General features: G+C 49.5%; 25 protein-coding genes. 13 read left to right on the top strand and 12 right to left on the bottom strand.

Annotation, left to right across the window (positions count from 1 at the left end; translation table 11 throughout):
* Positions 1 to 23 precede the first annotated feature (23 nt).
* The 5 genes from Q3O60_RS07980 to Q3O60_RS08000 all read left to right on the top strand — a co-directional run bounded on the left by Q3O60_RS07980 (position 24) and on the right by Q3O60_RS08000 (position 5,849).
* Positions 24 to 1,637, top strand: a complete 1,614-nt coding sequence (locus Q3O60_RS07980; protein WP_305893388.1) for a sodium:solute symporter — start codon at positions 24 to 26, stop codon at positions 1,635 to 1,637.
* Positions 1,634 to 2,527: a glucosamine kinase nucleotide-binding domain-containing protein gene (locus Q3O60_RS07985; protein ID WP_305893389.1), complete on the top strand. Its 894-nt coding sequence runs from the start codon at positions 1,634 to 1,636 to the stop codon at positions 2,525 to 2,527. The genes Q3O60_RS07980 and Q3O60_RS07985 overlap by 4 nt, the downstream gene beginning before the upstream one ends.
* A gap of 51 nt (positions 2,528 to 2,578) precedes the next feature.
* On the top strand, positions 2,579 to 3,535 hold the full coding sequence (murQ, locus tag Q3O60_RS07990) for an N-acetylmuramic acid 6-phosphate etherase (protein WP_305893390.1): 957 nt from the start codon (positions 2,579 to 2,581) through the stop codon (positions 3,533 to 3,535).
* Positions 3,536 to 3,641: 106 nt separating this feature from the next.
* Positions 3,642 to 4,895: a diaminopimelate decarboxylase gene (gene lysA / locus Q3O60_RS07995; RefSeq protein ID WP_305893391.1), complete on the top strand. Its 1,254-nt coding sequence runs from the start codon at positions 3,642 to 3,644 to the stop codon at positions 4,893 to 4,895.
* 114 nt (positions 4,896 to 5,009) lie between these two features.
* On the top strand, positions 5,010 to 5,849 hold the full coding sequence (locus tag Q3O60_RS08000) for a MurR/RpiR family transcriptional regulator (RefSeq protein WP_305893392.1): 840 nt from the start codon (positions 5,010 to 5,012) through the stop codon (positions 5,847 to 5,849).
* Between the two features lie 147 nt (positions 5,850 to 5,996).
* On the opposite strand, the gene Q3O60_RS08005 is transcribed toward Q3O60_RS08000, so the two are convergent.
* The 4 genes from Q3O60_RS08005 to Q3O60_RS08020 form a co-directional block, all read right to left on the bottom strand.
* Complete coding sequence (locus Q3O60_RS08005) at positions 5,997 to 9,086, bottom strand: efflux RND transporter permease subunit (RefSeq protein WP_305893393.1); 3,090 nt, start codon at positions 9,084 to 9,086, stop codon at positions 5,997 to 5,999.
* Positions 9,087 to 9,097: 11 nt separating this feature from the next.
* On the bottom strand, positions 9,098 to 10,216 hold the full coding sequence (locus Q3O60_RS08010; protein ID WP_305893394.1) for an efflux RND transporter periplasmic adaptor subunit: 1,119 nt from the start codon (positions 10,214 to 10,216) through the stop codon (positions 9,098 to 9,100).
* 69 nt (positions 10,217 to 10,285) lie between these two features.
* Entirely contained in the window at positions 10,286 to 11,002 is a 717-nt protein-coding gene (locus Q3O60_RS08015; protein WP_305893395.1) for a TetR/AcrR family transcriptional regulator, read from the bottom strand.
* Between the two features lie 95 nt (positions 11,003 to 11,097).
* Positions 11,098 to 12,027, bottom strand: a complete 930-nt coding sequence (locus Q3O60_RS08020) for a DMT family transporter (RefSeq protein ID WP_305893396.1) — start codon at positions 12,025 to 12,027, stop codon at positions 11,098 to 11,100.
* A gap of 108 nt (positions 12,028 to 12,135) precedes the next feature.
* Between Q3O60_RS08020 and Q3O60_RS08025 the strand changes: the two genes are divergently transcribed.
* Positions 12,136 to 13,575 (top strand): aminotransferase-like domain-containing protein, encoded by a 1,440-nt coding sequence (locus tag Q3O60_RS08025; protein WP_369812650.1) that lies wholly within the window; start codon positions 12,136 to 12,138, stop codon positions 13,573 to 13,575.
* Here Q3O60_RS08025 and Q3O60_RS08030 read toward each other — a convergent pair.
* Complete coding sequence (locus Q3O60_RS08030) at positions 13,555 to 14,718, bottom strand: cellulose-binding family II protein (RefSeq protein WP_305893397.1); 1,164 nt, start codon at positions 14,716 to 14,718, stop codon at positions 13,555 to 13,557. The two genes, Q3O60_RS08025 and Q3O60_RS08030, sit on opposite strands and share 21 nt — an antisense overlap.
* A gap of 161 nt (positions 14,719 to 14,879) precedes the next feature.
* On the opposite strand from Q3O60_RS08030, the gene Q3O60_RS08035 reads away from it, so the two are divergent.
* On the top strand, positions 14,880 to 15,206 hold the full coding sequence (locus Q3O60_RS08035) for a hypothetical protein (protein ID WP_305893398.1): 327 nt from the start codon (positions 14,880 to 14,882) through the stop codon (positions 15,204 to 15,206).
* A gap of 28 nt (positions 15,207 to 15,234) precedes the next feature.
* Here the strand turns inward: Q3O60_RS08035 and Q3O60_RS08040 are convergent, their stop codons facing one another.
* Positions 15,235 to 15,696, bottom strand: coding sequence for a tellurite resistance TerB family protein (locus Q3O60_RS08040; RefSeq protein WP_305893399.1), 462 nt, complete (start codon positions 15,694 to 15,696; stop codon positions 15,235 to 15,237).
* A 98-nt stretch (positions 15,697 to 15,794) separates the two neighbouring features.
* Here Q3O60_RS08040 and Q3O60_RS08045 point away from each other — a divergent pair, with 98 nt between their 5' ends.
* Positions 15,795 to 16,616 carry a M90 family metallopeptidase gene (locus Q3O60_RS08045; protein WP_305893400.1) on the top strand — a complete coding sequence of 274 codons (822 nt, stop codon included), beginning with the start codon at positions 15,795 to 15,797 and terminating at the stop codon, positions 16,614 to 16,616.
* A gap of 3 nt (positions 16,617 to 16,619) precedes the next feature.
* Here the strand turns inward: Q3O60_RS08045 and Q3O60_RS08050 are convergent, their stop codons facing one another.
* Entirely contained in the window at positions 16,620 to 17,030 is a 411-nt protein-coding gene (locus Q3O60_RS08050) for a hypothetical protein (protein WP_305893401.1), read from the bottom strand.
* 2 nt (positions 17,031 to 17,032) lie between these two features.
* A complete protein-coding gene (locus Q3O60_RS08055; protein ID WP_305893402.1) occupies positions 17,033 to 17,323 on the bottom strand; it encodes a hypothetical protein in 291 nt (96 codons plus the stop codon).
* 230 nt (positions 17,324 to 17,553) lie between these two features.
* Here Q3O60_RS08055 and Q3O60_RS08060 point away from each other — a divergent pair, with 230 nt between their 5' ends.
* Both Q3O60_RS08060 and Q3O60_RS08065 read left to right on the top strand, forming a co-directional pair.
* Complete coding sequence (locus Q3O60_RS08060; RefSeq protein ID WP_305893403.1) at positions 17,554 to 17,814, top strand: TIGR03643 family protein; 261 nt, start codon at positions 17,554 to 17,556, stop codon at positions 17,812 to 17,814.
* 66 nt (positions 17,815 to 17,880) lie between these two features.
* Entirely contained in the window at positions 17,881 to 18,750 is an 870-nt protein-coding gene (locus Q3O60_RS08065) for a transporter substrate-binding domain-containing protein (protein ID WP_305893404.1), read from the top strand.
* Here the strand turns inward: Q3O60_RS08065 and Q3O60_RS08070 are convergent.
* The 4 genes from Q3O60_RS08070 to Q3O60_RS08085 all read right to left on the bottom strand — a co-directional run bounded on the left by Q3O60_RS08070 (position 18,737) and on the right by Q3O60_RS08085 (position 22,277).
* Positions 18,737 to 19,963: a GGDEF domain-containing protein gene (locus Q3O60_RS08070; protein ID WP_305893405.1), complete on the bottom strand. Its 1,227-nt coding sequence runs from the start codon at positions 19,961 to 19,963 to the stop codon at positions 18,737 to 18,739. The genes Q3O60_RS08065 and Q3O60_RS08070 overlap by 14 nt on opposite strands.
* Positions 19,964 to 20,105: 142 nt before the next feature.
* Positions 20,106 to 20,807, bottom strand: a complete 702-nt coding sequence (locus tag Q3O60_RS08075) for a cytochrome c biogenesis CcdA family protein (RefSeq protein WP_305893406.1) — start codon at positions 20,805 to 20,807, stop codon at positions 20,106 to 20,108.
* Between the two features lie 5 nt (positions 20,808 to 20,812).
* Positions 20,813 to 21,244, bottom strand: a complete 432-nt coding sequence (locus Q3O60_RS08080; RefSeq protein ID WP_305893407.1) for a thioredoxin family protein — start codon at positions 21,242 to 21,244, stop codon at positions 20,813 to 20,815.
* Positions 21,245 to 21,356: 112 nt separating this feature from the next.
* Complete coding sequence (locus Q3O60_RS08085; protein WP_305893408.1) at positions 21,357 to 22,277, bottom strand: AraC family transcriptional regulator; 921 nt, start codon at positions 22,275 to 22,277, stop codon at positions 21,357 to 21,359.
* Positions 22,278 to 22,353: 76 nt separating this feature from the next.
* Here Q3O60_RS08085 and Q3O60_RS08090 point away from each other — a divergent pair, with 76 nt between their 5' ends.
* From Q3O60_RS08090 to Q3O60_RS08100, 3 genes are read left to right on the top strand one after another with little or no spacing between them, the layout of a single operon-like run.
* Positions 22,354 to 22,860, top strand: a complete 507-nt coding sequence (locus Q3O60_RS08090) for a DinB family protein (RefSeq protein ID WP_305893409.1) — start codon at positions 22,354 to 22,356, stop codon at positions 22,858 to 22,860.
* A complete protein-coding gene (locus Q3O60_RS08095; protein WP_305893410.1) occupies positions 22,848 to 24,461 on the top strand; it encodes an NRDE family protein in 1,614 nt (537 codons plus the stop codon). The genes Q3O60_RS08090 and Q3O60_RS08095 overlap by 13 nt, the downstream gene beginning before the upstream one ends.
* Positions 24,421 to 25,314, top strand: a complete 894-nt coding sequence (locus Q3O60_RS08100; RefSeq protein ID WP_305893411.1) for a GNAT family N-acyltransferase — start codon at positions 24,421 to 24,423, stop codon at positions 25,312 to 25,314. The genes Q3O60_RS08095 and Q3O60_RS08100 overlap by 41 nt, the downstream gene beginning before the upstream one ends.
* Positions 25,315 to 25,319: the final 5 nt, after the last annotated feature.

Raw genomic sequence — 25,319 nt, forward strand, 5'->3', positions numbered from 1 at the left:
GGGATAAAGCATCAGGAGTTTGCATGGATATAAAATTGACAGCGCTGGACTGGCTGGTATTTGCCGCTTACTTCGTGGTGTTGGCGGGGATGGGGTGGTATTTGAGCCAGCGTCGCTCCGGCGATGCCCGCGATTACTTCTTAGGTGGTAACCAGATGCCTGTCTGGGCGGTGGCTATTTCGGTGATGGCGACCTCACAATCGGCTGCCACTTTTCTGGGGGGGCCTGATCAAGGTTTTCGTGGCGACTTGACCTATATGGCCACCAATATCGGTGCATTTATCGCCGCCTTTGTGGTGATGGCATTTTTGATCCCTCGCTATTATCAGGCACGAGTCAGTACGGTTTATGGCTTGTTGGAACAACGCTTTGGAGCGTCTGCCAAGCGCCATGCCGGTGGCATGTACCTGTTTGGCCGGGTGTTTGCCAGTGGTGCCCGTCTTTATATGGCCGCGATCGCTGTGTCGATGGTGATGTTTCATAACATTCAGGCCGATAGTGTGGTGATGTCTATTTTGCTGCTGGCTTTTGGTGCGCTGGCATATTCAGTCGTGGGAGGAATTCGTTCGGTTATTTATACCGATGCGTTGCAATGCGGCGTCTATGTGCTGGCGGCTTTGGCTGTGCTCGCTTATTTATTGTGGATGATCCCGGCTGATATGAGCACTATTTTTAGTGCGCTTCGACAACCACTGGATGGCTCCGGTTCAAAATTAATGGTGCTGGATTTTTCATTGGATTTCAGTTCGACTGGTGTCTTTACGTTTTGGTCCGCTATTACCGGTTTTGTGCTGCTGAATATTGCAGCCTTTGGTATGGATCAGGACATGACCCAGCGCGTCCTCACCTGTAAAGACGGCCGCTCGGGCGCTAGCGCTATGTTGCTGTCGGTGGTGATGATTATTCCGGTGATGTTGCTGTTTATTTTTATTGGTATGCTGCTGTATATTTTTTATCAACGGCCAGATTTAATGCAGCAGGGCACTGAACTGGGTACGACTTTCGCAGGGGAGTCCGTCACCGTGTTTATGTACTATGTATTGAATGAGATGCCAGCAGGACTAAGAGGCTTGGTGACCGTGGGGGTAGTAGCTGCTGCGTTATCGACCATGACTTCAGGTTTAAACTCAATGTCTTCTGTGTTGATTCAGGATTTATACCGGCCATGGAAAGAACGTCGCCACGTGAAGGATTCAGACACATCTCAGAGCCAGAGAGAACGACACTTTGTTCGTGCTGGTCAGCTTGGTATGTTGCTGACTGCGATGGCGTTATCCGGTATGGCGGTATTGTGTTTTTATTGGCAGCAATACAGTGATATGCCGCTGCTGGCATTTGCGCTCAGTGTAATGGTTTTCTCATACAGCGGCTTATTAGGGGTGTACTTTACCGTGCTGTTGACCAACCGTGGTAATGCCCGCAGTGTTACTGCCGCACTCATTACTGGCTTTTTGGTGACCTTATTCTTTCAGCCCTATGTACTGAGTTTATTTGATCCATGGTTTGCTGGTTGGGATTTAGGCTTTACCTGGCAGTTATGTATCGGTACCTTAATTGCTTTTGTGGTGTGCTGTTTGGGACGATCTGTCCAGCACACGCCATCCATTCAACTTGACGCTACAGGAGACGCACAGTGACCGATTTCGTACTGGGCATAGATGCGGGAGGCACCAAAACTCTGGGCCGGCTGCAACAACGGAGTACAGGCCGGAGCTGGCAGCTGAAAATGGGCTCAGCATCGCTGACCAATGATTACAATAATGCTGCGGCGACCTTGTATCAGCTGATCAGTAACTTATTTGAACTGGCGCAATGCACCGGCGAGCAGGTGACCGTAGTCGCTGGGGTACCTGGGGCCGGCAACTTGCAGCTACGCAAATCGTTGGAGCTGCACTTAGCAGAATTATGCCCGAATTTATGGATCACCACCGATGCCAAAACCTCGGTCTATGGTGCTAACCATGGTCAGCCGGTTGTGGTGGTTGCCTTGGGAACCGGCTCTGTCGGTATGCGACTGGAAGCCAATGGTGAAGAGCGCCAGTTTGGTGGCTGGGGCTTTATCATTGGTGATGAAGGTAGTGGTGCTATTTTAGGCAAGATGGCGGTTCGTCAGGTCTTGGATGAGTTAGATCGTACCCGTCGTTTCGGCTCCAGGTTGGCCAAAGCGGTGACGGCGGTTATCGGTACTGATCCAGCGAATATTTTATCCTGGTTGAAAAATGCGGCGGTTAATGATTTCTCGCGTCTGGCCCCGTTGGTGTTACCGCTTGCTCAAACCTGTCCGCAAGCCTCTACAGTCTTCAAACGTTATTTGGTGGATGTGGTGGAATTGATCGACTTATCTTGTCTGGAGGTCGATTTACCGGTGGTTATACTCGGGGGGCTCGCTGAGGGGACTATTCCTCATTTGCCGGAGCGGATCCGCCGCAACATTATTCCTGCTTCAGGGACTTCAGTGGATGGCGCTCTGCTACTGGCTGATAAGTGGCTGGGCGGTGAGTTAAAAAAAACCGAGCCCATGTTTTAAATGACGAGTAAAACACCTGAGTGATAAGGGAAACCAAATGAGTACATTGCTATGAATCAAAAGCCAGAATTAGCTGAGGCGCAAGAGCAGCAACTGCTTGAGGAACTCAATGTCTTCTTATCGGAAAGCCGTAACCCGGATACTCTGGATTTGGATACACTAAGTACCTTGCACTTGCTGGAGCGGATTAATCAGGCTGATCAGCAGGTGCCGCTTGTGATCAAACAGATTTTGGCTGATGTTGCTAAAGCAGTTGATGCTATCGTGGCTGCTTTCTCAAAGGGTGGGCGTTTAATTTATATCGGCGCTGGCACCAGCGGACGTTTGGGCGTATTGGACGCTGCGGAATGTCCTCCCACTTTCAGTACACCTCCTGAGCAGGTGCAGGCGCTGATCGCTGGCGGTGAGTCCGCCATTTTACGCGCAGTGGAAGGTGCTGAAGATAGCAAAGAACAGGGGGTAGCTGACCTGCAAGCCATTGAGCTTAGTGCGAAAGATGTCGTTGTTGGTATTGCGGCCAGTGGCCGTACACCTTATGTGGTAGGCGCCCTTGACTATGCCAATCAGGTGGGTGCAATCACGGTCGCCATCAGTTGCAACCCAGATACCGCAGTGTTGAACACTGCGGCTATTGCGATTTGTGCCGCGGTCGGTCCTGAAGTGCTCACCGGTTCTACCCGTATGAAATCAGGCACGGCACAAAAGTTGATTTTAAATATGCTATCTACTGCCAGCATGATCAAAAGTGGCAAAGTGTATCAAAACCTTATGGTCGATGTGCATGCCAGCAATCAAAAGCTCTGGGTAAGAGCGGCTCGAATTGTCACTCAAGCAACGGGCTGCAGCCATGAAGTAGCGAAAGCGATGCTGGCCGACTCTGATTACAATGCCAAGCTGGCGATTTTACGTATTTTAACGGGAAAAGATCGACAGGCCGCAGGGCAATTGTTGCAAGAAAAACAGGGTTTTTTGCGTGAAGCTATCGCAACGACTGATTCGAGCGACTAAAGTTTTCAGGACAACCCCTGCATTGGGGTGGAATAATTTATTCTATGCAGCTATGATGATGAATAAATAATTCAACTCCCTGTTGCAGGGGTCTGGAGTCCTTGTTATGGCTATCGCTTATCAGCAGCAGGAATTGCACATCGAGCAACTTGCTGCATCCTCTTTATTGCAGCGCTACGGTTCCCCGTGCTATGTCTATTCCAAACAACAATTCCTCGCTAATTTTCATGCGTTTGAACAAGCTGCGACGGGCTTGGATGCGTTGATCTGCTTTGCCGTCAAAGCCAACTCCAATCTGGCAGTATTGAGCTTGCTAGGCAAAGCGGGTGCTGGAGCGGATGTGGTATCTGGCGGAGAATTACGCCGTGCGCTGGCTGCGGGTATCCCAGCTGAACGGATTGTGTACTCCGGGGTTGGTAAAAACTCAGCGGATATGCAACTAGCACTCAATGCGGGGATCTTGCAATTTAATGTGGAGTCGGTCCCTGAGTTGGAGCGATTGAGTCGTGTTGCTACTGAGTGTGGCAAAGTCGCAGCCGTTGCGGTGCGGGTCAATCCAGATGTGGATGCCGGGACCCATGAAAAAATTGCCACAGGCAAGGCCGAGAATAAGTTTGGTATTGCCTGGCAGCAAGTGGATGAAGTGTATGCACTAGCAGCTCGTCTGCCGGGGATCTCCATTCAAGGGGTCGATATGCATATCGGCTCACAAATTACCAGTTTGACTCCATACCGAACTGCCTTTGAACGTATGCTGGAATTAGTGCAAAGGCTGCAGGCAATGGGGCACCCAATCCAGACCATCGATATTGGTGGTGGCTTAGGTGTGTTGTATCCCGATACCAAACAAGCGGTGAGTATTGCCGATTACATGGCGTTAGTTCGCGAGGTATTTGCTAATAGTCAGTGCCGTCTGATCATGGAACCTGGTCGCTCACTGGCTGCAAATACGGGTGTGTTGCTGTGTCAGGTCGAGTATATCAAGCAAGGCCCCCAGAAGCGGTTTTTAATTCTGGATGCGGCGATGAATGATTTATTGCGTCCGGCCATGTATGGTGCGGTGCACGATGTCTGGCCGGTGCGACAAGTGCCAGAGCGTGAGTTGGTACGTTATGATGTAGTGGGGCCGGTGTGTGAAACTGGCGATACCTTTAGTCTGGGGCAGCTACTGCCTGAGCTACACGCTGGCGAGGCGGTAGCGCTTGGACAGGCTGGTGCTTACGGTGCGGTGATGGCGTCGTTCTACAATACCCGCGCCATCACACCTGAGGTTTTGGTCAGTGGCAATCAGTCTGCTTTGATCCGTCGGCGTATCGAGGTCGATGATCAGCTCAATTGGGATCAATTGCCAGATTTTTAACATTGTTTACCGCGGATAGGCTGTCGGGTTATAGTAGGGCAAGATAAGGATATTAATAGCCTATTGTCGCCACCCTGGCTCGGATCTGGCCTTAACACGAGTATAAAAACAATTATGGTGTGTCTACTGAAAATCAGAGGTTTGCAGGATCAAATGTCTGCTATCGAACGCAAGCTTGCTGACTTTATTCTGGATAATTCGCATTTGTTACGCGATTACTCGTCGCAGCAGTTGGCTGATGCTGTGGGTGTCAGCCAATCCAGTGTGGTGAAGTTTTGTCAGAAAGTTGGTTACAAAGGCTATCCAGATTTTAAACTAGCAGTCAGCGAAGCCTTGGTGGCTCAATCCAGCTATAGTCGTGATGAACCGACCGATGTGACGAAAGCTCCCTTGGCAGAAGTGGAACAGTTTCAATACCAGCTGGCCGCTAACTTTCGTACTCTAACCGAAATCAATGAAACCAAGACGTTAGAGCGGGCGGTCAAAGTACTGGATTCTGCCGATAAAATTTTGCTGTCAGGTTTCGGTGGTTCAGGTCTGGTAGCGGCCGATTTTTCTTTTCGTTTGCAGCAATTGGGCAAAACCGTCTGTTATCATCCGGACCCAGCAGTGCAGTTGCAATTTAGTGCTCAGTTGACTGAGCAGAGTGTGTTACTGGCCGTGTCACAGAGCGGTGAAAACCAAGATGTGCTGCGATTGGCCCGGCAGCTTAAACCGCAAAAAGTCCAATTGATCTCAGTCACTTCATTTAAAACCAATCCCCTTAGTTTATTAGCGCAGACCGCATTGTATGTGCTTGGGGGGGACAGCAGCCCCCGGTTAGACCCTTTACTGGAACAGTTAAGCGCGCAACACTTGTGTCACTTACTGTATTTACAGCTCAGCAAAAAAACCAACAATGCGAAAGTGCTTGAGCACAGTCAGCGGCTGATGAAAGAACTGGCTCAGCGATAGCGACTCCAGGTATAGATCTTCTCGTTTCTTGTAGCTGGTTTAGTGATGCCAGCAAAAGCCCTGTTTACAGGGCTTTTTTGATGCGAAAAATTAATGCAGAAAAAAGCCAGCGACAAGCGCTGGCTGGGCAAAAGACTAAGTAAACACTTAGTCAGAAGGAACAGGTGCAGCATGTACCGGCTGCTCGTTGCTTTGCGGCTCAATGGTTTTGGCCAGCAACAAGTACATGGCTGGTACCACAAAGAGTGTGAAGGCGGTACCAATGGTCATGCCGCTGGCAATCACCAAGCCCATGGCGTAACGTGAGGCAGCACCAGCACCACTGGCCATCAGCAATGGGATCATGGCCAGAACGGTGGCGGCTGTTGTCATCAGAATAGGCCGTAACCTGACGGCGGTGGCTTCTTCTATGGCCTCACGTTTACTGCGGCCCTCGGCCTGCAGCTGGTTGGCAAACTCGACAATCAAAATACCATGCTTGGCGATTAAGCCGACCAGAGTGAGCAAGCCAACCTGAGTGTAGATATTCAGACTGGTAAAACCGAGGCTAATAAATATCAGCGCCCCACAGACACTCATCGGTACTGTGACCAGAATAATCACTGCGTTTTTAAAGGACTCGAACTGAGCTGCCAGCACCAGGAAAATGACAATCAAAGCAAAGAAAAAGGTGACCACTAATTGCTGACCCTCTGCTTTAAACTGACGAGACTGCCCGGCGTAATCCACGGTAAAACCGGCTGGTAGTAGCTCAGCAGCAATGTCCTCAAGTACCGCCAAGGCTTCACCTAAAGGGACACCCGGGCGAGGTACCCCTGATATTTTTACTGCATTGAGTTGTTGAAAGCCCTTCAACGCTTGCGGTTGCACACTTTCTTCCAGATGGATCAAAGTTGAAAGCGGCACCAGCTCACCATCGCGATTGCGGGTATAGAAATCTTTCAACTGCTCTGGGTTCAACCGCTCTGAGCGCTCAACCTGAGGGATCACCCGGTATGAGCGGTTATCCATGGCAAAGCGCCCCGCATCTGCACCGGCTGTTAGGCTACCTAGATCGGCAGCAATTTGTTGCATGCTAACCCCCATCAAAGCGGCTTTTTCGCGATCGACATGCACGGTCTGGCGTGGCCGGTTGATTTTTAAATCGGTATCGACAAAGATAAAGCGGCCACTGGCCATGGCGCGGCCCATGACCTGCTGTGCAACCTCTTGCAGTGCTTCATACGATTGGGTCGAGCCTATTACGAACTCAACCGGCAAGCCACCACCCGGTGAGGGTAAGGAGGGCGGCACCACTGCAAAGGTGTTCAGTCCAGGCAGGGACTCAAGAAACGGCGTGATTTGCTGGTCTAAAATTTCCTGGGTCGAGCGTTCACGCTGATCCCATGGCGCTAATACCAAGCCAGCAATGGCGCTGTTGGTACCGCCCATACCATTAATGATAAAGACATTCTCCAGTTCCGGGATATCATCCAACAAGCGGTTCAGTTCTTTGGTGTTGCGCTCTAAGTAGTCAAGGGTAGCGTAACTATCTGCTTCGGCAATAGAGAACACGAAGCCCTGATCTTCAGCCGGCTCCAACTCCGCAGGGCTGCTGATAAACAAGAAGTAACAAGACACCAAAACAATGGCACCAAAGGTCAGTAAGACTGGATAGAAGTTTAACGCGCCATGCAACTGGCGTTGATAGCCCCGGCGTAAACTGGCAAAGCGGCGATCTAACCAAGCTTCTAAGCGCGGTTTTTCGGCTTCGCTTTTATGCGCTTTTAAAATATAAGCACACATGACCGGCGATAAGGTTAATGCGACCACACCAGATAAAATAACTGTGGCCGCTAAGGTAAAGGCAAACTCGACAAAAAGTACTCCCGTCAAGCCACCGACAAAGCCGATAGGAATGAAGACCGCCACCAGGGTAGTGGACATGGCAATAATAGGCCAGGCCAACTGACGCGCACCTAGTATGGCGGCTTCGGTACGCGATTTGCCTTCTTCCATAAAGCGGTGAATATTTTCCAGCATGATGATGGCGTCATCCACCACAATACCAATGGCAAGCACCATGGCCAGTAATGTCAGGAGGTTGATGGAAAAACCTAGCAGCCACATCAAAAAGAAGGTACCAATCAACGACACCGGAATCGCAAGTGCAGGAATAATGACACTGCGCATTGAGCCCAAAAAGGCATAGATCACCAACACCACGATCAGCAGGGCTAAGACAATGGATACCACCACTTCATTGATCGCATTTTCAATGTATTCAGTTGAATCATATGGGATATCGGCTGATAAGCCCTCAGGCAGCTGAGTGATAATATCCTGCTCCCAGACCCGACGTACGTCGGCAATCACATCCAGGGCGTTGGCATCTGGGGCAATTTCAATGCCCATAAAGGTAGCGGCTAGACCATTAAAGCTGACGGAACTTTCATAACTTTCAGCACCAAGTTCAACAGTAGCAATATCATTTAACCGCACCAAGGCATCACTGTCAGAGCGGATCACCAGCTGTTCAAATTCACCCTGACTGCGTAGGTCGGTTGCAGCATTTAAATCCACTGCAACCATCTGGCCTTTGGTACGGCCAAGTGCTGCCAGTACATTGTTACTACGCAGAGCCGTGCTGACATCACTGCCTGTAATACCTAAAGAGGCCATCCGGGTTGGATCCAGCCAAATCCGCATGGCAAAGGTACGAGCTCCTAAAATTTCGGCCCGCTGTACGCCTGGGATCGTTGCTAGCTGAGGCTCTACCACCCGCACCAGATAATCGGTGATTTGGTTGTTACCCAGCACTTCACTGTAAAACGACAGATACATGGCAGCAGTGTCTTGCCCCACTTTCAAATCGACCACAGGATCGCGGGCGTTTTCCGGCAGCTCAGAACGTACTTTGTTCACCTGTGCGGCTATTTGCGTCAGCGCTTCATTCGGATCGTAATCCAGTCGTAAATAGGCTTCGATGCTGCTCATGCCAGCAACTGAGGTTGAGACGATGTAGTCTATACCTTCGGCGGCCGCGATTTCACGTTCCAATGGGCTGGTGATAAAGCCTTGGATCAAATCAGCATCGGCGCCGATATAGGTGGTGGATACCGTGACGACGGCATTTTGGATCTCTGGGAACTGACGGACATTCATATCAAAAATGGCACGAAATCCCAGCAACAGTATAAACAGACTGACCACGGTCGCCAGTACGGGTTTACGGATGAACACATCGGTAAAACGCATAACGCCGCTCCTTATTGATTCTCTGGCTGTGGATTGAGATCGGCACTGGGTTGCGCATTGCCATTTTCACTCACTTTGACAGCTGCTCCGTTGCGTAATTTCAATAAGCCTGAGGTGGCAACACGATCGCCGGCTTCGAGGCCATCAAGCACCCGGATCAGATCACCACGGCTTTCGCCCGTTTGCACAAATCGTTGAAACGCTTTTAGTTGGCCATCCTCTTCCCGTAGCACGAAGACCGAATTGCCATAGGTATTAAATTGCATGGCTGTTTGTGGGATCAGCAAGACATCCTGCTCTTCCCCCGTATGGACATCAATTCGAGCAAACATGCCCGGTCGTAGTAGTTGATCCGGGTTTTCAAAGGTGGCCTGAATTTCGACACTGCGGCTGGATGCGCGCACAGCCGGCGCAATAGCGGTAATTTGGCCGGTAAAGGTTTGATCGCGATGGGCATCCACTTGGATGGACAGGTTTTGCCCCGGATGAATTTGCGATAAACGTTGCTCAGGCAAGGTAAAGTTTAGATAAATCGGGTCCAGTGATTCAATGGATACCACAGCAGAACCCGGTGACACCAACTGACCTAAATTAACACGACGAATGCCGGCAATACCGCTAAATGGTGCTCGAATGACTTTTTGTGCAATTCTGGCCTGCTGAATGTTAACGGCAGCACTGGCTTGCTCGGCCTCGCTTTCACGACGGCGCAATTCAAGCTCAGAAACGCTATTGTCTTGATACAGGCGTTGCGTCCGGTTTAGCTCCAGCTTGGCTAATTGCTCGGCAGCTTTGAGACGGGACAATTCGGGTTGATCGATGCTGTCATCCAATTGCACTAAAATCTGATTTTTTTCAACAGCGCTGCCATTCTCAAACAAAATCGCATTGACGATGCCGCTGGTTTCTGCGGTTAGCTCTGTGCCTTGTACGGCAACAAAGCTGCCCACCGCTTGAATAGCAGGTTCCCAGCGATCGGCATAGGCTTCTGCTGCGGTAATGCTAGCCACTGGCATCGGCATGTTATCAAAAAACTGATTCATAAAATGATTGCCAATGGCTTTGTAACCAAAGATACCGCCAAACACGATGATGACGGCGAGTAACATCAGACTCATGCGCTTAAACATGATTGCTCCTTGATAGGCTGCTCTGCAGCCTGCTGTTTAAATGAAAGCCGTTGGAAGGGCTATCTTGTTTCATGAATGAATATTCAACTGTTGTTCGATTTGTTGTACCAGGGTTTGCAACGTCTCTGTGCTGGATAAATCCAATAAAGGATGCCAGCTCATGCCATTGAGTAATCGATTCATGTTGCGGTACATGGTCATCGGGCCACGAGGAATGGAAAAGGCTTCCAACAACCCCTGTGTATGGTCCAGCGTATGACTTCCCTGACATAAAGCCCAGGTGCCGTAAGCAAGCTCCATCGTACTGGCTCCTTGTGGATCCAGATCACCATCATCAATCGCTTGCTGCACAATGCCACTCACAATGCGGCATATGGGCTGGCCACATTGCAGCAGTTGGCTGCGTCTGGTTTCAGATGCATTTTCCCATACGGCTTCCGTCATTACGTATTGCGATAACTTGACGTAGTTGGCCTGACGCTGGTTGAAGTCTTGCTCGGCGACGCAGATGGCAAAGATACGTTGGCGTGATGGAGCTTGCCACTGCTCAATGCGTTCAAACAACTCCAGATGCAGTGCTGAATGCCGGGCCATTAATGCCATCAACAAATCTTCTTTTGAAGTGAAGTGCTGGTATAACGTACCGGTAGCATAATCGCAGGCCTTGGCCAGTTTGGCCATTTGCAGTTGCATAAAGCCTTCCTGTTCAATGAGCTGTTCAGCCGCGTCTAAAAAGAGTTGTTCCCGCTCTTCGCGCTCGCGCTGCTTTCGTTCAGATGTACCCATAGCCACCTCTATTGATAAGGCGGCATATTTTGAACTAGATTCAAAAAACGATCAAGCATTCATTTTGTGAACTTATGTAACGATTTATTGCAGTGCTATGGCACTGTGGCTAGTTTTTTGCGCGGTTTAAAACGGAGCCAAAGCGGTTTCAACTTATGAAAGGGGGTTAACACTAAGGCGTTGCCGGTAAGCACCAAAGTGAAGCCAATGAGCGTACTTAGTTGCCATTGGAAGTCTTCAAACAGTGAACTAAATACCACGGCTACTAAAGGGAATAAGACAATCACATAACTGGCTTTTTCCGGGCCCATTCGTTTCAATAGCGCAAAGTAGCAACCAAACGCAATGACTGAACCAAACAACGACAAGTACAATAACGACCACAGGTACTCTGGTGTGCTGCCGATGCTGAAGCTTTTGCCATTGAGGAGTGCTAAGGCGGTAAGAGCTACGGTTCCATATAGCATGCCCCAGGCATTCATTGGCAAGATAGCCAGACCTCGACGTGAATTGTGGACACTGAGCATATTGCCGAATGAAGCGCTGAGGGTACCCGATAGCACCAAAATCAAACCTAACAAGCTTGTGTTGAGCAGTGATCGTTCCGCTAAGTCTGGTGCAAACAGGACAACAATCCCACCAATGCCGAGCAGGGCGCCGACATAGATCCGCTTGGCGATGGGCTGACCAAAAAACAATCGGGTATTGATGATGTTCATCAACAGTAAGGTAGAAAATGCAATGGCAGCCATGGCTGATGTCAGATAGAGCTGCGCCTGATACAGCAAGTAATAATTCAAGGCAAAGTTAAGTAGTGCCATCAGGGCGACACTAAGGTGTAGCGGTAACGGCATCCGCATTGGCAATCGGCGCCACCAGCACCACAGCCATAATAACAACGCGGCAAGACCAAAACGATAGACCAAAGAAACTTCCACCGCTACGTCGCCCAGCTGAAACTCGATAGCAAACCATGTCGAGCCCCAAATCAGGACGGTGATCAGGTAGAGTAAAGCAGTGTGCATGTGTGGCTCCCTAACAGAAAGTCTGCGATCACTGGGCATACTAGCGATTTTCTGTATACTCACCATATACAGAAAATGAAAAATGTGACCTATACAGACGGGGTGTGGATGAATCCAGTGATTCAACGTGATCAAGCCGAGTTTTTGTACCAGCAAGTGGTTCGGTTGATCCGTCAACTGCAACAACAACAGGTATTACGGATTGGGGAGCGACTGCCGTCACTCAGGCAACTGAGTCAACAACTTGGGGTTAGCATTCCGACGGTGCGCCAGGGCTATGAAGAGCTGGAACGATTGGGGGTGATCGAAGCCCGGGATCGTTCAGGGTATTATCTGAAAGCCGAAAGCCAGCCCTCATGCCGGCCGGGCCGTTTGCCGCTGAACAGTGAGCCAGTTCCGGTGCGTCAGCAGACATTACTGGAGCAGTTTTATCAGGCGGTACACCAGCCTGGTATTTTGCCATTGGGTATTGCTCAACCGAGTATGGCTCACCCCTCCGAAAAAGCATTGCTGCGTACTATGCGTCGTGTCACCACGCTAGCCGGCCACCAAGTGATGCATTATGGCCCGATTGATGGGTTTGCACCGCTTAAGCGTCAGTTGGCATTTCGCTATCTGGATGTGGGGTTATCCTTGCAACCGGATGAGCTGATCATCACCAACGGTGGTCAGGAGGCTTTAGCCATCGCTTTGCAGGCGGTCGCCAAAGCTGGTGATGTGATTGCGGTGGAGTCACCAACCTATTTTGGAGTCTTGGAGTTGATTGAAACTCTCGGCATGATGGCGGTCGAAATTCCAGTCTGCCCGGATGATGGCATCTGGCTGGATGATTTGCAGCATGTGCTGGAAACTCAGCCGATCCGGGCCTGTGTATTTTCATCGTCGATCAGTAATCCGATGGGATCTTTTATGCCCGACACGCAGCGTGAGCAATTGGTCACGCTGCTAGAGCAGCGCGATATACCATTGATAGAAGATGATGTGTACGGTGAGCTCTATTTTGGCGTTCAGCGTGGCCGACCTGCGCAGTGTTTCAGCCGTAAAGGTTTAGTACTGACCTGCAGCTCATTTTCCAAAACAGTGGCCCCGAGTTATCGGGTTGGCTGGTTGCTGCCGGGGCGTTTTGGCACTGAAGTATGGCGGTTAAAACGAGCGCTATCTTTTTCGTCCTCGTTGCTCAATCAGTGGACCATGTCTGAATTTATTGTCAGTGGGGATTATGATCGCAACCTGAAAAAACTTCGCCAGGCCTTACGATTAAATAAAGATCGAATGATGGCATTGGTGCAGCAACACTTTCCCGTGGGTACCAAAGTCAGCCATCCGCAGGGCGGTGCTGTGCTCTGGATTGAACTGGCCGAAACGGTGGACTGCAATCACTTATTCCAGCAAGCCTTGCATCAGCAGATCAGTATTGCACCGGGCAGTTTGTTTTCTCCCAGTCAGAAGTTTACTAACTGTTTCCGACTGAGTTTTGGAGTGCGTTGGCAGCCGGAGGTTGAGCAAGCGATTCAGACGCTGGGGCAATTAGTAGTTGTTGCGCCGTAATGCTTGTTCGACATCAATACCAACCGTTAGCACGCCACTATGCTGGCCTGCTTCATCCACTATGGCCAGACTCAGTTGCACTTGAAAGCGTTGGGTAGATGCATCAAACACGACCGCATCAAGGAAATAATCTTTGTCTTGCTGAAATACGTTGAGAAACTTGGCCTCGTTGCCTTGCCAATAATCTGAGGTAATGGCACTGATCGCGACATTTTTCCCTTGTTGGTCGGTGACAATAATTTCATTAACGAGCCCTGCTTGCTGCTGTTGCCATTGCTGCAAAAACTGCGAAAGGGGCTGTTGTAGCATGCGGCGACCGAGCTGTGGTTCCATCTGCTCAACCTCATCTATCCATTGTTGATCTTTGGCGTGGAGCTGTGTTGGTGGCATTGGTTTGGTATTGCTCGCTAAAACGCCTTCGATCACCGCAGTGGAGCTGGCTAGTTGCTTAATTGGCGTTAACAGTAACTGAAGGATTTGTTCCTGCTCAATGGGAGAAAGTGCAAATGGTGCTTGTGCACAGGTATGGATATGTTGATTAAATTGGCTAAGAAACTCGGGATGCTGTTGTAAAAACTGATACGAAACAAATAAACCCAGCGGCACGTAACGGAAAAAGTCGCGTCGATAGGAGCGGGCATCAATAGCTAATTGTTCGGCGGCAAAGGCGAAATCTTCTAAATCAAGCAAGACCTTATCAATACGTTGACGCTGCAATACCTGCATGAGCTCGGAGAGAGTATTGACTTCAACCGCTGGCTTAATGCCTGTAAATTCATACCAATTGGCTTGATGACTACCGCGAATGACCCCATATACGATGGTATCGTCGCTTTTGCCAATACTGTCCGGGTGGGTAAACCAATACCAATTTTCCAGAAACATCGGGGCGGACAGCTCACCATAATGCTGCATTTCGGCTAGTAAAATGGCGGTAAAGTAGCCATCGAGCCGTTGCATTCTTACTTCTTGACGAGCTCGTAGCCAAGGCAACGTTTGCAACTGATAAGGCATTCGTAATTGCTGCAAAATGCAGTGTACTTGCCGTGAGGCATTATTTGGAGATGTCACCGGAACATTGGTGCCCAACTGGATTGGGCTGCTACTCAATAGTAGCAAGCTCAGGATAGGACTTATCAGCATAAAGAGACAAATATAGCAAAAATGTTTATTGACTATAGCATGATTTTAACGAGTCGCAGGTTCAGGCTGCGCTCAGCTTTCATTGGTTACACTGGCAGAAGGCATGACGGTTCCGGGCTTTTGCCGTATGATGAACCCATAGTGGGTAAGAGGTAGTGAGCATGATGTTTTCTTTTCGGCGTCAAACAGGCAGCTGGCAACAGCGTTGGCAGCAGCAACAGCAAGCGGGTCCTGTTCAACGATTATTAGCCTGGCTGGTTATGGGTATAGTGTTGTTGTTTGGTGCTATGCTGATGTTGGTGCTTTTGGTATTCAGCTGGTTGTTGATACCGATATTGTTATGGCGTTACCGGCGCAAGATGCGCGCATTTCAACAGGCAGCTCAACAAGCGCAACAACAATACCAAGGGCAGGCCAATGAAACAAAGCCAGGATCCTCACCCCATCGGGTGATCGAAGGGGAAGTGCTCGATAAAAAAGAGGACTAATGGTGTAGCCGAGCTATCCTAAGGGCTTTCAAGCCTTGTCAGGCTGAACGGCTAATTTGCATTGAATAAAATCACTGTGTCGAATGAACAATAAATCGGCGACCTTCCGCAACATCGCTTCCTCATGCGGATCCAATTCACCATCATGATAGGCAATGCGCCATAGCTGCTCGATAAAGTCGAGTCGCTGTGGGTAGCTGTAATCGGTCATTTTTGAAGTGAAACGGTGCAGGCAAACCGCATCTGCTGATAACGCTTTGGCACGTTGAAACACTACTTCGGCGTCACTGGCACTCAATTTAAACTCGTCTTGTAAATATCGCAGTACCAAATCATGCTCGTCGCTCGGGTCTTGAAAGTCGGCGGCAGCGACTTCCAACATCAGCACTACCGACATCAATTGCGCTTCATCCACCAGCCGTAATGCCGGACAGTCCTGTGTTTGTGGTGTCTCGCTGTTTTCCAGTAAGCGTTTAAAAAGTTGAAACATGAAAACCTCATTTAGCGGTTGCGGCTCTAGTATGAGCCTTGTTTTTTGTACCGCTTTACCCAATTGTAAGATCAATCTGTCTATTTCGAGTCTCTGCCGTGCCATTAGTTCTGTTGTTATTGATTACGCTGTTGATCATCGGCTGGATCCTCGGTCGGCCCTACCTGCAGCGCTGGCGCCGACAGCGTATCATGGCTCAGCCTTTTCCACATGCCTGGCGAAAAATTGTCAAGCGTCGACTGCCTTTTTTCTGGGCGTTACCGGCCGATTTGCAGCTCAAGCTGAAGAAGCATATTCAGGTTTTTTTGCATGAAAAAGACTTTGTCGGCTGTGGTGGCCTCGTCATCACTGATGAAATCCGGGTCACCATTGCGGCACAAGCTTGCTTATTGTTACTGAATCGGCCAGCGGATTACTACCCCGGCTTGCAATCCATTTTGGTGTATCCCGCTGCTTTTATTGTACCGCAACGCCAACCAGATGGCGCCGGTATTGTCAGTGATCAGGCCGGGGTGTTGTTGGGAGAATCGTGGGGGCAGGGTAAGGTGATTTTATCCTGGCAGGATTCCCTGCGAGGTGCGGCTCATCCGACCGATGGCCATAATGTTGTGATCCATGAGTTTGCTCATCAGCTGGATCAACAAAAAGGCTATGCCAATGGTGCCCCGGTACTGGGCTCCAGTAGTGATCTCAAAGATTGGAGTGAGGTATTTCAACGAGCTTTTCAGCATTTGCAACAGCAGTTGGCACGAGGCGAGACTACCTTAGTTGATCCATATGCTGCTACTAATCCGGCAGAGTTTTTTGCCGTCGTAACCGAAGTGTTTTTTGAACAGCCTCGGCAGCTGCAGCAACAACAGCCTGATCTGTACCAGCAATTAAGTCAGTTTTATCAGCTGAACCCGCTGAGTTGGCAGTAATTTTTATAGGTTTTGCTTTTTTGCTAGCACTTTTCCGTAGTCCCACAGCGCGAAGGCAATGGGTAATATGATTAATATGACTAGCAAAAAAATCATGGCTGCTTCAGTTGTCGTATAGTTATCTTCAATAAATAAGGACCACCCATTTCCTAAAATAAGCAAAATCCAAAGGATGGCAAGCAATTTCCAGAGTAAAGCCTTACCAAACTCTTTATGCCGCTTATAACTAAAACAACCTATGGTTGTAGTGACAGTGAGCCCTAAAATAGCGGTATACGAAATAATATCCCAGTTACTCAAAACCGTGATACCTGAAACGACCTCAGATAAAGTTGAAATCACAAAAAGTGTTAGGTAGAGCAGACTTAAAAAGAAAACGAGTGTTTTAAATGCTGATTTCTTATTAGTGTCCATAGTCAGTGCCAAAAACCGAATGGAATTTCACTTGGATCAGCTGGTAACTCGCGCCATCCCTCTAAATTATCAATATAGCGTTTCCTAAAGTTACTTCGCTTGGCTCCCGTCGGAGCAATGCCTTTTAGAACTTCAAAAAGACCGCGGGCTTCAGCTGAATGTCGTCCTTTTGTTTGAATAATGAAGACTAGTGATGGATAGAGGTTATTATAAATAGCGTTGGCCGCCCGCTTGGATGAAAATACACCAACAACCAGCTCAATCGGCTTACTAACAAGATTAAACACTTTCATTCTTTGCTCCCTCAAATGAATATGACGAAATAATACATAAGCATCAATCTATTTTCAATTGTTGTTTTTTTGTTTTTATTTGGAGTGTCATGGCTGCCTTTTCTGCTGCGTGTTCCCAGCCAATTTGTAGCTTTATTTACAAAGCTTATTCAGGTTTATCTTCACGGTAAGGTTGAAAACCAAGATGAAAGCATAGGCGTATACAAGGTTTTGCATATGGATACTTTTAGATGAAAGCTAGATTTCTGAGCGAGAGTGATGTATCGCGTGTTATTGAAATGGCTTGGGAAGACCGAACGCCATTTGAAGCTATTGCTGCGTTGTATGACCTGAATGAGCCTGCCGTGATTCGCTTAATGCGACGAGAATTAACCGCTGCATCTTTTCGCTGCTGGCGTAAACGAGTCACTGGTCGTGTGACTAAGCATGCTCGCTTACGTTCACCAGATATCACACGGGCGTACTGCCCGACTCAATACAAGCATCGATAAAGCCTTTTGCTTCAGAACATGACTTCGGCTAAGGTTAGGTATGGATCCTTGTACCAGGTTGAACGTATGAGCTGGCTACGCATTGTTAGTTGTCTTTTCCCGGTGTTTTTTTGTACTCATGCAACTGCTGAATCCATTCGAACCGTGGTATATGCGTTACCACATGCCCAGCAAGACCCAGATAATAATTACTACGTTCGTTTGTTAAAAGCTGCACTTGAGCATGCCGATGGTTCATTTGAGGTGCAATCAACAAAAGAGTTTATGGTGCAAGGCAGGGCGCTGCGTGAAATTGGCCGTGGTAACGAGGTGGATGTCTCTTGGAGCATGACATCGCCTGAGCGTGAAGAAATCTTGCACGCTGTGCCGGTTCCAATTGATAAAGGATTGATTGGCTGGCGGGTTTTGTTGGTTCGGCAGCCAGAGCCGCTGCAACTTCAACAGCGTAATAAACAGCAGTTTCGGTTTGTTCAAGGGCACGATTGGCCCGATACACAAATACTGCAACACAATGGTTTACGGGTAGAAACGACAGCAGAGTTCAGCTCACTATTTGCCATGGTCAGCGCCGGGCGGGTCGATGCGATGCCTCGTTCGGTGCTTGAGTTTGAGGATGAGTTGCAGACAGTGGCTTCATCGTTATTTGTAGCTCCGGATGTGCTGCTGTATTACCCCGCAGTTCAGTATTTTTTTGTGGCAAAAGAAGATAAAGAGCTGACATTCGCTTTAGAGCAGGGGCTTCAGCGTGTGTTGGATAATGGGATATTTGACCAATTGTTTGAACAAGAGTTTGGTAAGACGCTTCAGTGGCTTGAGCAACAACATCGACAGGTACTGATACTGGAAAATCCATGGTTTTCTTTACCGGAAAGGGTGCGTACTCTTCAACTTTTACAGCCATTGCCATCGCACTTTGAGCACATTAACTGGCAATAACCACGCAATTACGACCTTTCTTTTTCGCTTTATACAACGCCTGATCGGCTCGCTTTAGCAGCAGTTCGGGTTTCTCTCCTTTCAATCGAATGGCACAGCCTAAGCTAATGGTGATTTGTACCGTTTTGGTTTTCCCCGCCTGACCACGCTGTTGCTTGCCTTGCTGTGTATCTTTTGGCCGCTCGGCTTGCCGCACTACAAGCGGATAATCTGCTACCTGCTGGCGGACTTGCTCCAGCTGCTCTTGCAATCGTTTTGGGTTGGCGTGATGAAACACCAATGTAAATTCTTCACCACCATAGCGATAGGCTGTCATACCGGGTTGCTTGGCTAGAATAGCACCTAATAAACGCAACACTTGATCGCCGACATCGTGGCCATAGGTATCATTAAACTTTTTGAAGTGATCGACATCCAGCATGGTGACGGCACTTTTCTTACCCAGGCGGTTCAGATGAGCCAGCAAAGCACGTCGTTGCGGCAGCTGAGTCAGCTCATCAATGTAAGCCAATTGCAGCATATGCATGGCTAAAGACAACAGTAAGGTGGTACTGGCGGCGATTGTCGCCCAACCGGACATGTCAGGCTGCATAAAGCCAATATTAAACAGCAGCAACGCCAGCAGCACAGCAAACTGAGCCAGCGTATGGCTTTTAAATTGACGGTAACTAAGAACCGCCAACCAAAGACAACTAATGAAGGTAATATAACCCAATTGTCCCCACATCAACGGTGAGCTTTGGCTGAGAGGCAGTAACAGCTGATGATAATCAGGCCAGGATGATGTCCATGCTGCCAAAGGAAGCAGCAGTAACAGACCGGGAGCAAGCAAAGTGATCAGCAATAACAAGATGCCAGCTTTGGTCCATAAAGGAGGTCGAGGTAGTATCGCCAGTAGCCATAAATAAGTGACTGAAAACAGAGGCAAGAAAAAATACAGTGCAGCGACGTCAGGTTGTGTCAAAGGTTGTTGCAGCCCAGCTTGCACCACCCAGTAGTGACCTGTTAGAAATGCCAGCCAGTAGAGCCAGTCGGTTTGGCGCATTAGTAGTGCTAATGAAGCGACAAAAGCCAGCACTAAATAGGCGGTCAGCGGAAAGGGCAGAGCATCAAACAGAGCAAGTTCAGGGTAGAACCAGCTGGCTAAGGCAAGTAAAAAAAGTGGGGCAAGCACAAGTAAATGCAATGAAACCTCGTTTTGGTTCAGCGACATCCTTGCGCATTGAGTGCGTTGGCAGTTTAACAAGTAAATGGTACAGGATGAACAGGTTTTTTTTGCCCATCTATAGTGAGTATGGTGGTGATGCTGCATAAAAAAAGCCGGCAAAAGCGGATGATATGCCGGCCCGAAGTGATTAAATCAGTGTAACCCAGTCTGGCAAGTACTCTATGGCCCAGGTTTCCATCACTTTATCAAAACCGGTAAAAATCATCAGTGCGATCAGCAATAACGCATAGCCGAGCAGCAGTCTGCCAACTTTACCTGAGGTGCGAAGGGTGCTGAGTTTCGCGCCTGCGGCATAGCCGATGCCCACTAAAGGCAGCGCAGTACCAAGGCCAAAGGCCAGCATCACGGAAAACGACATCAGCATGTTCTGGCCAGTGGATGCCAGCGCAATGGCGGCTCCGAGCGTGGGGCCAACACAAGGCAACCACACCAGCCCTAACGAACCACCAATCACAAACTGGAAGGCGGGGCTATCGGATGATTCAGCAACCTGACCACCAGCAGGTACCCGGCTGGTGAGGCGAGATAGCAGCATGGTGAACTGCTGATTGAGCCAGCCGACTACCAACACTAAGCCCATCAGTAGCATAAACACAGCCGCCACAGTTCGCATGATATCGGGAGACAAGCCCGCGCTGAGCAGCAAGTAAGTTAATAAAGACCCGCCAAGAGCAAAAGTAAGTGCCAAGCCAGCGGCCAAAAACCAGACACCGGTTTTGGAAGCTCTCATCGCTGAAGCGGTTACTGCCGGGATCATCGGAAGTACGCAGGGTGAAAGCAGGCTAAGCACGCCTGCTAACAGAGCCAGTGGAATTGCCGTGAACTCCATAACAATTATTCAGCCGCTGAATCGTGTTTTTGCAGCTCAGCAAAAATAGTTCTCTCGCGGGTTTGAGCGACACTAAACCACAGCTGCTCTTCGCCACGATACAGTGCCAATGTTGATTGACGTGGTGCTTTAAAGTAAGTGACCCAGTCTTTTTGTTCGTCAAAGTCGACTTCCAGCACCAGAATATCGCTGTCTGGATACTTGGCAAAGTAATCATTTAACACCCTATGCTGACGCTTGCAGGTTGGGCACCAGGTGGCGTAGACATCAATAAGTACCAATTGATTATCAGCCTGAGCTTGACGAAATACGGCTTCGCTAAAAGGCTGCTTGTGTTTTTCCAGATGCTCCGTAGAAGCATTGGCCGGTGTAAAGAAAAAAAATGCAGCGGCGGCTATAGTCATAACTGCGAGAGATACAGTGGTGATGATTTTCATAATAAAACCTCATTGATTGAATGTTCGCAAACAGTCTATGCAACGAGGGTGGCGAGCACATCAGCCAATGCATCGGCTGAATCAACCAAAACACCGGTAACATCACTATGCTCTAGTTATGTAGAGCTCTAAACTCACCAGGTGACAAGGTCTCGTGTTGTTTAAAAAAACGAATAAAGGCAGTGGCTGATTGATAACCCACTTGTTCAGCGATCATCTCAAGGCTCTGTTCACTATGGATCAACAAGTAGCGGCAACGTTGCAGCCGTAACTCATCCAGTAGTGATTTTGCTGTCATCGACATCACTTTGTGGCAGCGCTCGGCAAAGGCGCTTTTGGATAAAAAGGCCAAGGCAGCCATGTTGTCGACCGACCAATCAGCGGCTGGTTGGTCCATAATAGCCAGTACCACCCGGCGTAGCGCCGGATCTTTTAGCGCTGCCAGCAGGCCTTGCTGCATGCTGTCGTCACTGAGCACCTGGCGCAACAAGTGCAGCACCACCACATCACTTAAGCGGCTGATAGCGGCCTGATAGCCGGGTTGGCGGGCCTGGGCTTCCTGCCGGATCAGCTGGATTAACGGGCTTAACCGGCCGGATTGTTGGTTGGCAGGCAGGTGAATGTAGTCCGGCATCACCTGAAACAGATTGGCGGTGAGTGGTGATTCGACCGCAATATCGTAGCAGACTAAGCCTTGCTCTATGTGATCGGGTACGCAGACATTGACTAAGTCGACTTCGCTGGAGTGTTCGTTGACCGGCTCGTCACTAAGCCAATGCCGGAAACTGTGGCTGAAAAAAATGGCATCGCCGGCTTCCAATTGCACTTGCTGATGCAGTCGGCCCGGAATTGCCATCCAAACCCGGCCTTGCGTCACCACATGCAGGGCCGCTTTGCTCGACTTGTTAGCCAGCATATTCCAGTGACCACAAAATCCGGACTCAAAATGCAGTTCAGAGCCAAAAGCCAGTTGAGATAATAGCTGTTCCAGCGGTTCTGGTGTTTCAATGGATGGGGCCGGTGTTTTGGTCATTGTTGTCTGCATGAAATAAAACTATGGTAGTAGTGGTTAGTCTACGATCATTGCGCGTAGTTGTAACCTATAACTCATGGACAGACAATGCATGCAAATTATTGAACAGAATAGAAGGCAGCTTGATCTTCTGAAAAGTATCCTGAGACAAGTCACCAAAGAGCATTATCAGCAAAAAAAAGCATGGCCTGGTCAGCCATCTGTTGGTAAGCATGTCCGGCATGTGCTGGATCATTATCAACAGTTATGGTTGGCAACGGAGAGTGGACGATTGGACTACCGCCTGCGATTAAGGGATGAAGGGGCTCAAACTGACCCTGCCATCGCACTGCAATGGATTGAACGGCTGGAAACTTGGTTGCAGTGTTTAGAGCATACCGATTTAGAGTATCAGCTGCACTATCAATTTGCCGAGGGTGAGACCTACAGCAGTTTGCACCGGGAGCTGGATTTTGTTGCCAGTCATTGTGTTCATCATCTGGCCTTGATCCATGCATTGCTTGATGCATGCGGTTACTCCTTGCCGCAAGCGGCTGGCATACATAGTTCGACTCAGGAGTATCATCGACGATGTGCACGGTAAGTTGGTGCCTTCAGCAAGATCGGATGCAGATCTTGTTCAACCGGGATGAACGCAAAAGCAGAGTGGTGGCAGTTTGGCCTGAGCATTATCAGCAAGCTGGTGTTGAGGCCATCATGCCGATAGATCCTGAAGGCGAAGGCAGTTGGCTGGCGGCCAACGACCGTGGCATGGTGTTCTGCCTGCTTAATGACTACGTATCCACCTATCAGCCGACTGAAGCCATACGGCGCAGTCGAGGTCACTTGCTACGCACTCTGGCTCATAGCCCGGAGTGGCAAGAGCTGGATGTGATATTACAGCCTGAGTCTTTACTTTGCTACGCGCCTTTTCGGTTGCTGGTGTTTGTTGGGCTACAAGAACCGTTGCTCTGGCACTGGGATGGACAGACACTACGTCAACAATGCGCACCCCATTCGCCACTGTCTAGTTCGAGTCGTTGGCCGATGCTCATACCGGAACTTCGGGCGCGTTATTGGCAACGGATGATGGCAGTTGAACCATCGGCTGAGAACCAGCTTCTATTGCATCAGCAAGCCAAACCCTTGCATGCTTCTATGGGGATTGCCATGCAGCGGCAGCAAGTGCAAACCGTCAGTATTACCCGACTTCAACTCAAACCCGATAGTATCTGTATGGAGTATTGGGATGGACACCCAACTATGCACCAAGCCACACCTGATCGCAGTTTGGAGCTGAAGCTGCTGCCAAGGTTGGAGCAAGCGGAAGATCGCTTCGATTCCCAGCTTGATGTACGTGGCCTTATGCAGCGCTTTAGTCCGGCCGTTAGCCACCGCTTAAGACGCTGGCAATGGTCGCTGCTGCGTTGGTTATTGGCAGAAAAACCATTAAACCAAGGCCTACAATGGCTGAATCAACAACCGGCCGAACGCTTTTGCGACATCGCCATACAGCGGCTTGGTTTGCAACCACGTGTTGTCGCCTGTCGCTGGCCAGCGTCAGCCAGCCGGCCCGTTTTTGTTTGCAATCATCCAACAGGTGGCATTGATGGCTTAGTGTTGATCAGTCTGTTGCAAAAGCGCTATCCAGATTTAAAAGTCATTGCCAACGAAGTCTTGATGGAAGTGCATCAATTGACGGATCGCATTGTGCCGGTATCGGTGTTTGGCAATGCCCGGGCATCACTTCCAGTTGTACAGACTGCTTTTGCCAGTGATGCACCTTTGCTGATTTTCCCGGCGGGCCGTACGGCACGGGTAGAGCCTAACGTGGGGCTGGATGATGGACCTTGGGCGAAGTTAGCCGTGACGCTGGCACGCCGCGAACAGCGAAGCATGACAGTTTTGCACCTACAAAGCCGCAATTCACGATGGTTTTACTTACTGGCACGATTACGACGTAGGTTTGGGATTACCAGCAATCTGGAGATGCTGTTGTTGGTGCGGGAAATGCTGAAACCGGCGACAAAACAGCCCACGCTTTATGTGGATGTACCCATGCACCCGGTGGAGTTAACGGCATTAGCTGATACGGATCGACAGCGTATTAGCTGGTTAAAACACCGATGTTACCAATTACCCCGAGTGTATCAGGAGGAGCCCGATGACACAGTTAAACCCAGTTGCAGCCGCCGAGCCAACTGATGCAATTCAACAAGAGTTGGCAGCCCTTAGCCCAATTGCTGAGGTGCGAGGCTTGCAGGTTTTCAGTGCTCAGGCCGCTCAGATCCCATCCACTTTGCTAGAGATTGGCCGTATACGCGAACACGTGTTTCGCGGTGCTGGGGCCGGGCGTAATCTTGAGCGCGATCTCGATGTGCTCGACTATGGTGATGCCGCGTATTTTCAATTGATTGTCTGGGATCCAAAGCGCTCTGAGCTTGTGGCCCTGTACCGCTATCAGCTGGGTTGGCTGGCGGCCAGGCATGGCGTCGCTATTTTACGCACCAGTCAGTTGTTTGATTACAGTACGGCTTTTTATCAGCAGGTAGTGCTTTACGGCATCGAGCTTGGGCGTTCGGTGGTCAATACCGAGGCCAAAGCCAGATCGCTGGGTTTTTTTGCGCTCTGGGCTGGGCTTGGTGCTTTAGCTCGTCTGCATCCGCAACTGCGCTATTTTTTTGGCAATGTCTCGTTGTATCAAAGTCTTGGCCAAGACGCGATCGATGCCATGGTGCAGTTTTGTCAGCAGTTGTATGCTCCACCAGAGTCGATGATGCTGGCAAAAACCGGACTAGCCTTTAGATCAAGTGGTCAGCTAGACACTGCATCATTGATGGCACAAGAACCAGCTGCCAGAGTGAAACACTTACAGCAGCTGCTAAAACGATTCGGTTGTCGCTTGCCGCCTGTTTTGCAGTCGTACTTAAGTGTAGGCAATGGCGTTTGGTTTGATGATGCCGCACTGGATAACGACTTTGGTGAGGCTTATGAACTTAGCATCATCGTGCCGCTAACGGCTGTCAGTGGTGTCATTCGCCAACGTTTTTTGAATTAGAGGCA

Origin of the sequence: Alkalimonas collagenimarina (assembly GCF_030717845.1) — a bacterium.
Lineage (GTDB): Bacteria > Pseudomonadota > Gammaproteobacteria > Enterobacterales > Alteromonadaceae > Alkalimonas > Alkalimonas collagenimarina.

Bases quoted from the DNA above. Each gene is read 5' to 3' on its own strand.
- Q3O60_RS07980 (WP_305893388.1), top strand. From the start codon at position 24: ATGGATATAAAATTGACAGCGCTGGACTGGCTGGTATTTGCCGCTTAC.
- Q3O60_RS08065 (WP_305893404.1), top strand. From the start codon at position 17,881: ATGAGCTGGCTACGCATTGTTAGTTGTCTTTTCCCGGTGTTTTTTTGT.
- Q3O60_RS08010 (WP_305893394.1), bottom strand. From the start codon at position 10,216: ATGTTTAAGCGCATGAGTCTGATGTTACTCGCCGTCATCATCGTGTTT.
- murQ (WP_305893390.1), top strand. From the start codon at position 2,579: ATGAATCAAAAGCCAGAATTAGCTGAGGCGCAAGAGCAGCAACTGCTT.
- Q3O60_RS08090 (WP_305893409.1), top strand. From the start codon at position 22,354: ATGGACAGACAATGCATGCAAATTATTGAACAGAATAGAAGGCAGCTT.
- Q3O60_RS08050 (WP_305893401.1), bottom strand. From the start codon at position 17,030: ATGGACACTAATAAGAAATCAGCATTTAAAACACTCGTTTTCTTTTTA.
- Q3O60_RS08030 (WP_305893397.1), bottom strand. From the start codon at position 14,718: ATGCTGATAAGTCCTATCCTGAGCTTGCTACTATTGAGTAGCAGCCCA.
- Q3O60_RS08015 (WP_305893395.1), bottom strand. From the start codon at position 11,002: ATGGGTACATCTGAACGAAAGCAGCGCGAGCGCGAAGAGCGGGAACAA.
- Q3O60_RS08000 (WP_305893392.1), top strand. From the start codon at position 5,010: ATGGTGTGTCTACTGAAAATCAGAGGTTTGCAGGATCAAATGTCTGCT.
- Q3O60_RS08040 (WP_305893399.1), bottom strand. From the start codon at position 15,696: ATGTTTCAACTTTTTAAACGCTTACTGGAAAACAGCGAGACACCACAA.
- Q3O60_RS08055 (WP_305893402.1), bottom strand. From the start codon at position 17,323: ATGAAAGTGTTTAATCTTGTTAGTAAGCCGATTGAGCTGGTTGTTGGT.
- Q3O60_RS08095 (WP_305893410.1), top strand. From the start codon at position 22,848: ATGTGCACGGTAAGTTGGTGCCTTCAGCAAGATCGGATGCAGATCTTG.
- Q3O60_RS08025 (WP_369812650.1), top strand. From the start codon at position 12,136: ATGAATCCAGTGATTCAACGTGATCAAGCCGAGTTTTTGTACCAGCAA.
- Q3O60_RS08100 (WP_305893411.1), top strand. From the start codon at position 24,421: ATGACACAGTTAAACCCAGTTGCAGCCGCCGAGCCAACTGATGCAATT.
- lysA (WP_305893391.1), top strand. From the start codon at position 3,642: ATGGCTATCGCTTATCAGCAGCAGGAATTGCACATCGAGCAACTTGCT.
- Q3O60_RS08035 (WP_305893398.1), top strand. From the start codon at position 14,880: ATGATGTTTTCTTTTCGGCGTCAAACAGGCAGCTGGCAACAGCGTTGG.
- Q3O60_RS08005 (WP_305893393.1), bottom strand. From the start codon at position 9,086: ATGCGTTTTACCGATGTGTTCATCCGTAAACCCGTACTGGCGACCGTG.
- Q3O60_RS08085 (WP_305893408.1), bottom strand. From the start codon at position 22,277: ATGACCAAAACACCGGCCCCATCCATTGAAACACCAGAACCGCTGGAA.
- Q3O60_RS08070 (WP_305893405.1), bottom strand. From the start codon at position 19,963: ATGTCGCTGAACCAAAACGAGGTTTCATTGCATTTACTTGTGCTTGCC.
- Q3O60_RS08075 (WP_305893406.1), bottom strand. From the start codon at position 20,807: ATGGAGTTCACGGCAATTCCACTGGCTCTGTTAGCAGGCGTGCTTAGC.
- Q3O60_RS08020 (WP_305893396.1), bottom strand. From the start codon at position 12,027: ATGCACACTGCTTTACTCTACCTGATCACCGTCCTGATTTGGGGCTCG.
- Q3O60_RS08080 (WP_305893407.1), bottom strand. From the start codon at position 21,244: ATGAAAATCATCACCACTGTATCTCTCGCAGTTATGACTATAGCCGCC.
- Q3O60_RS08060 (WP_305893403.1), top strand. From the start codon at position 17,554: ATGAAAGCTAGATTTCTGAGCGAGAGTGATGTATCGCGTGTTATTGAA.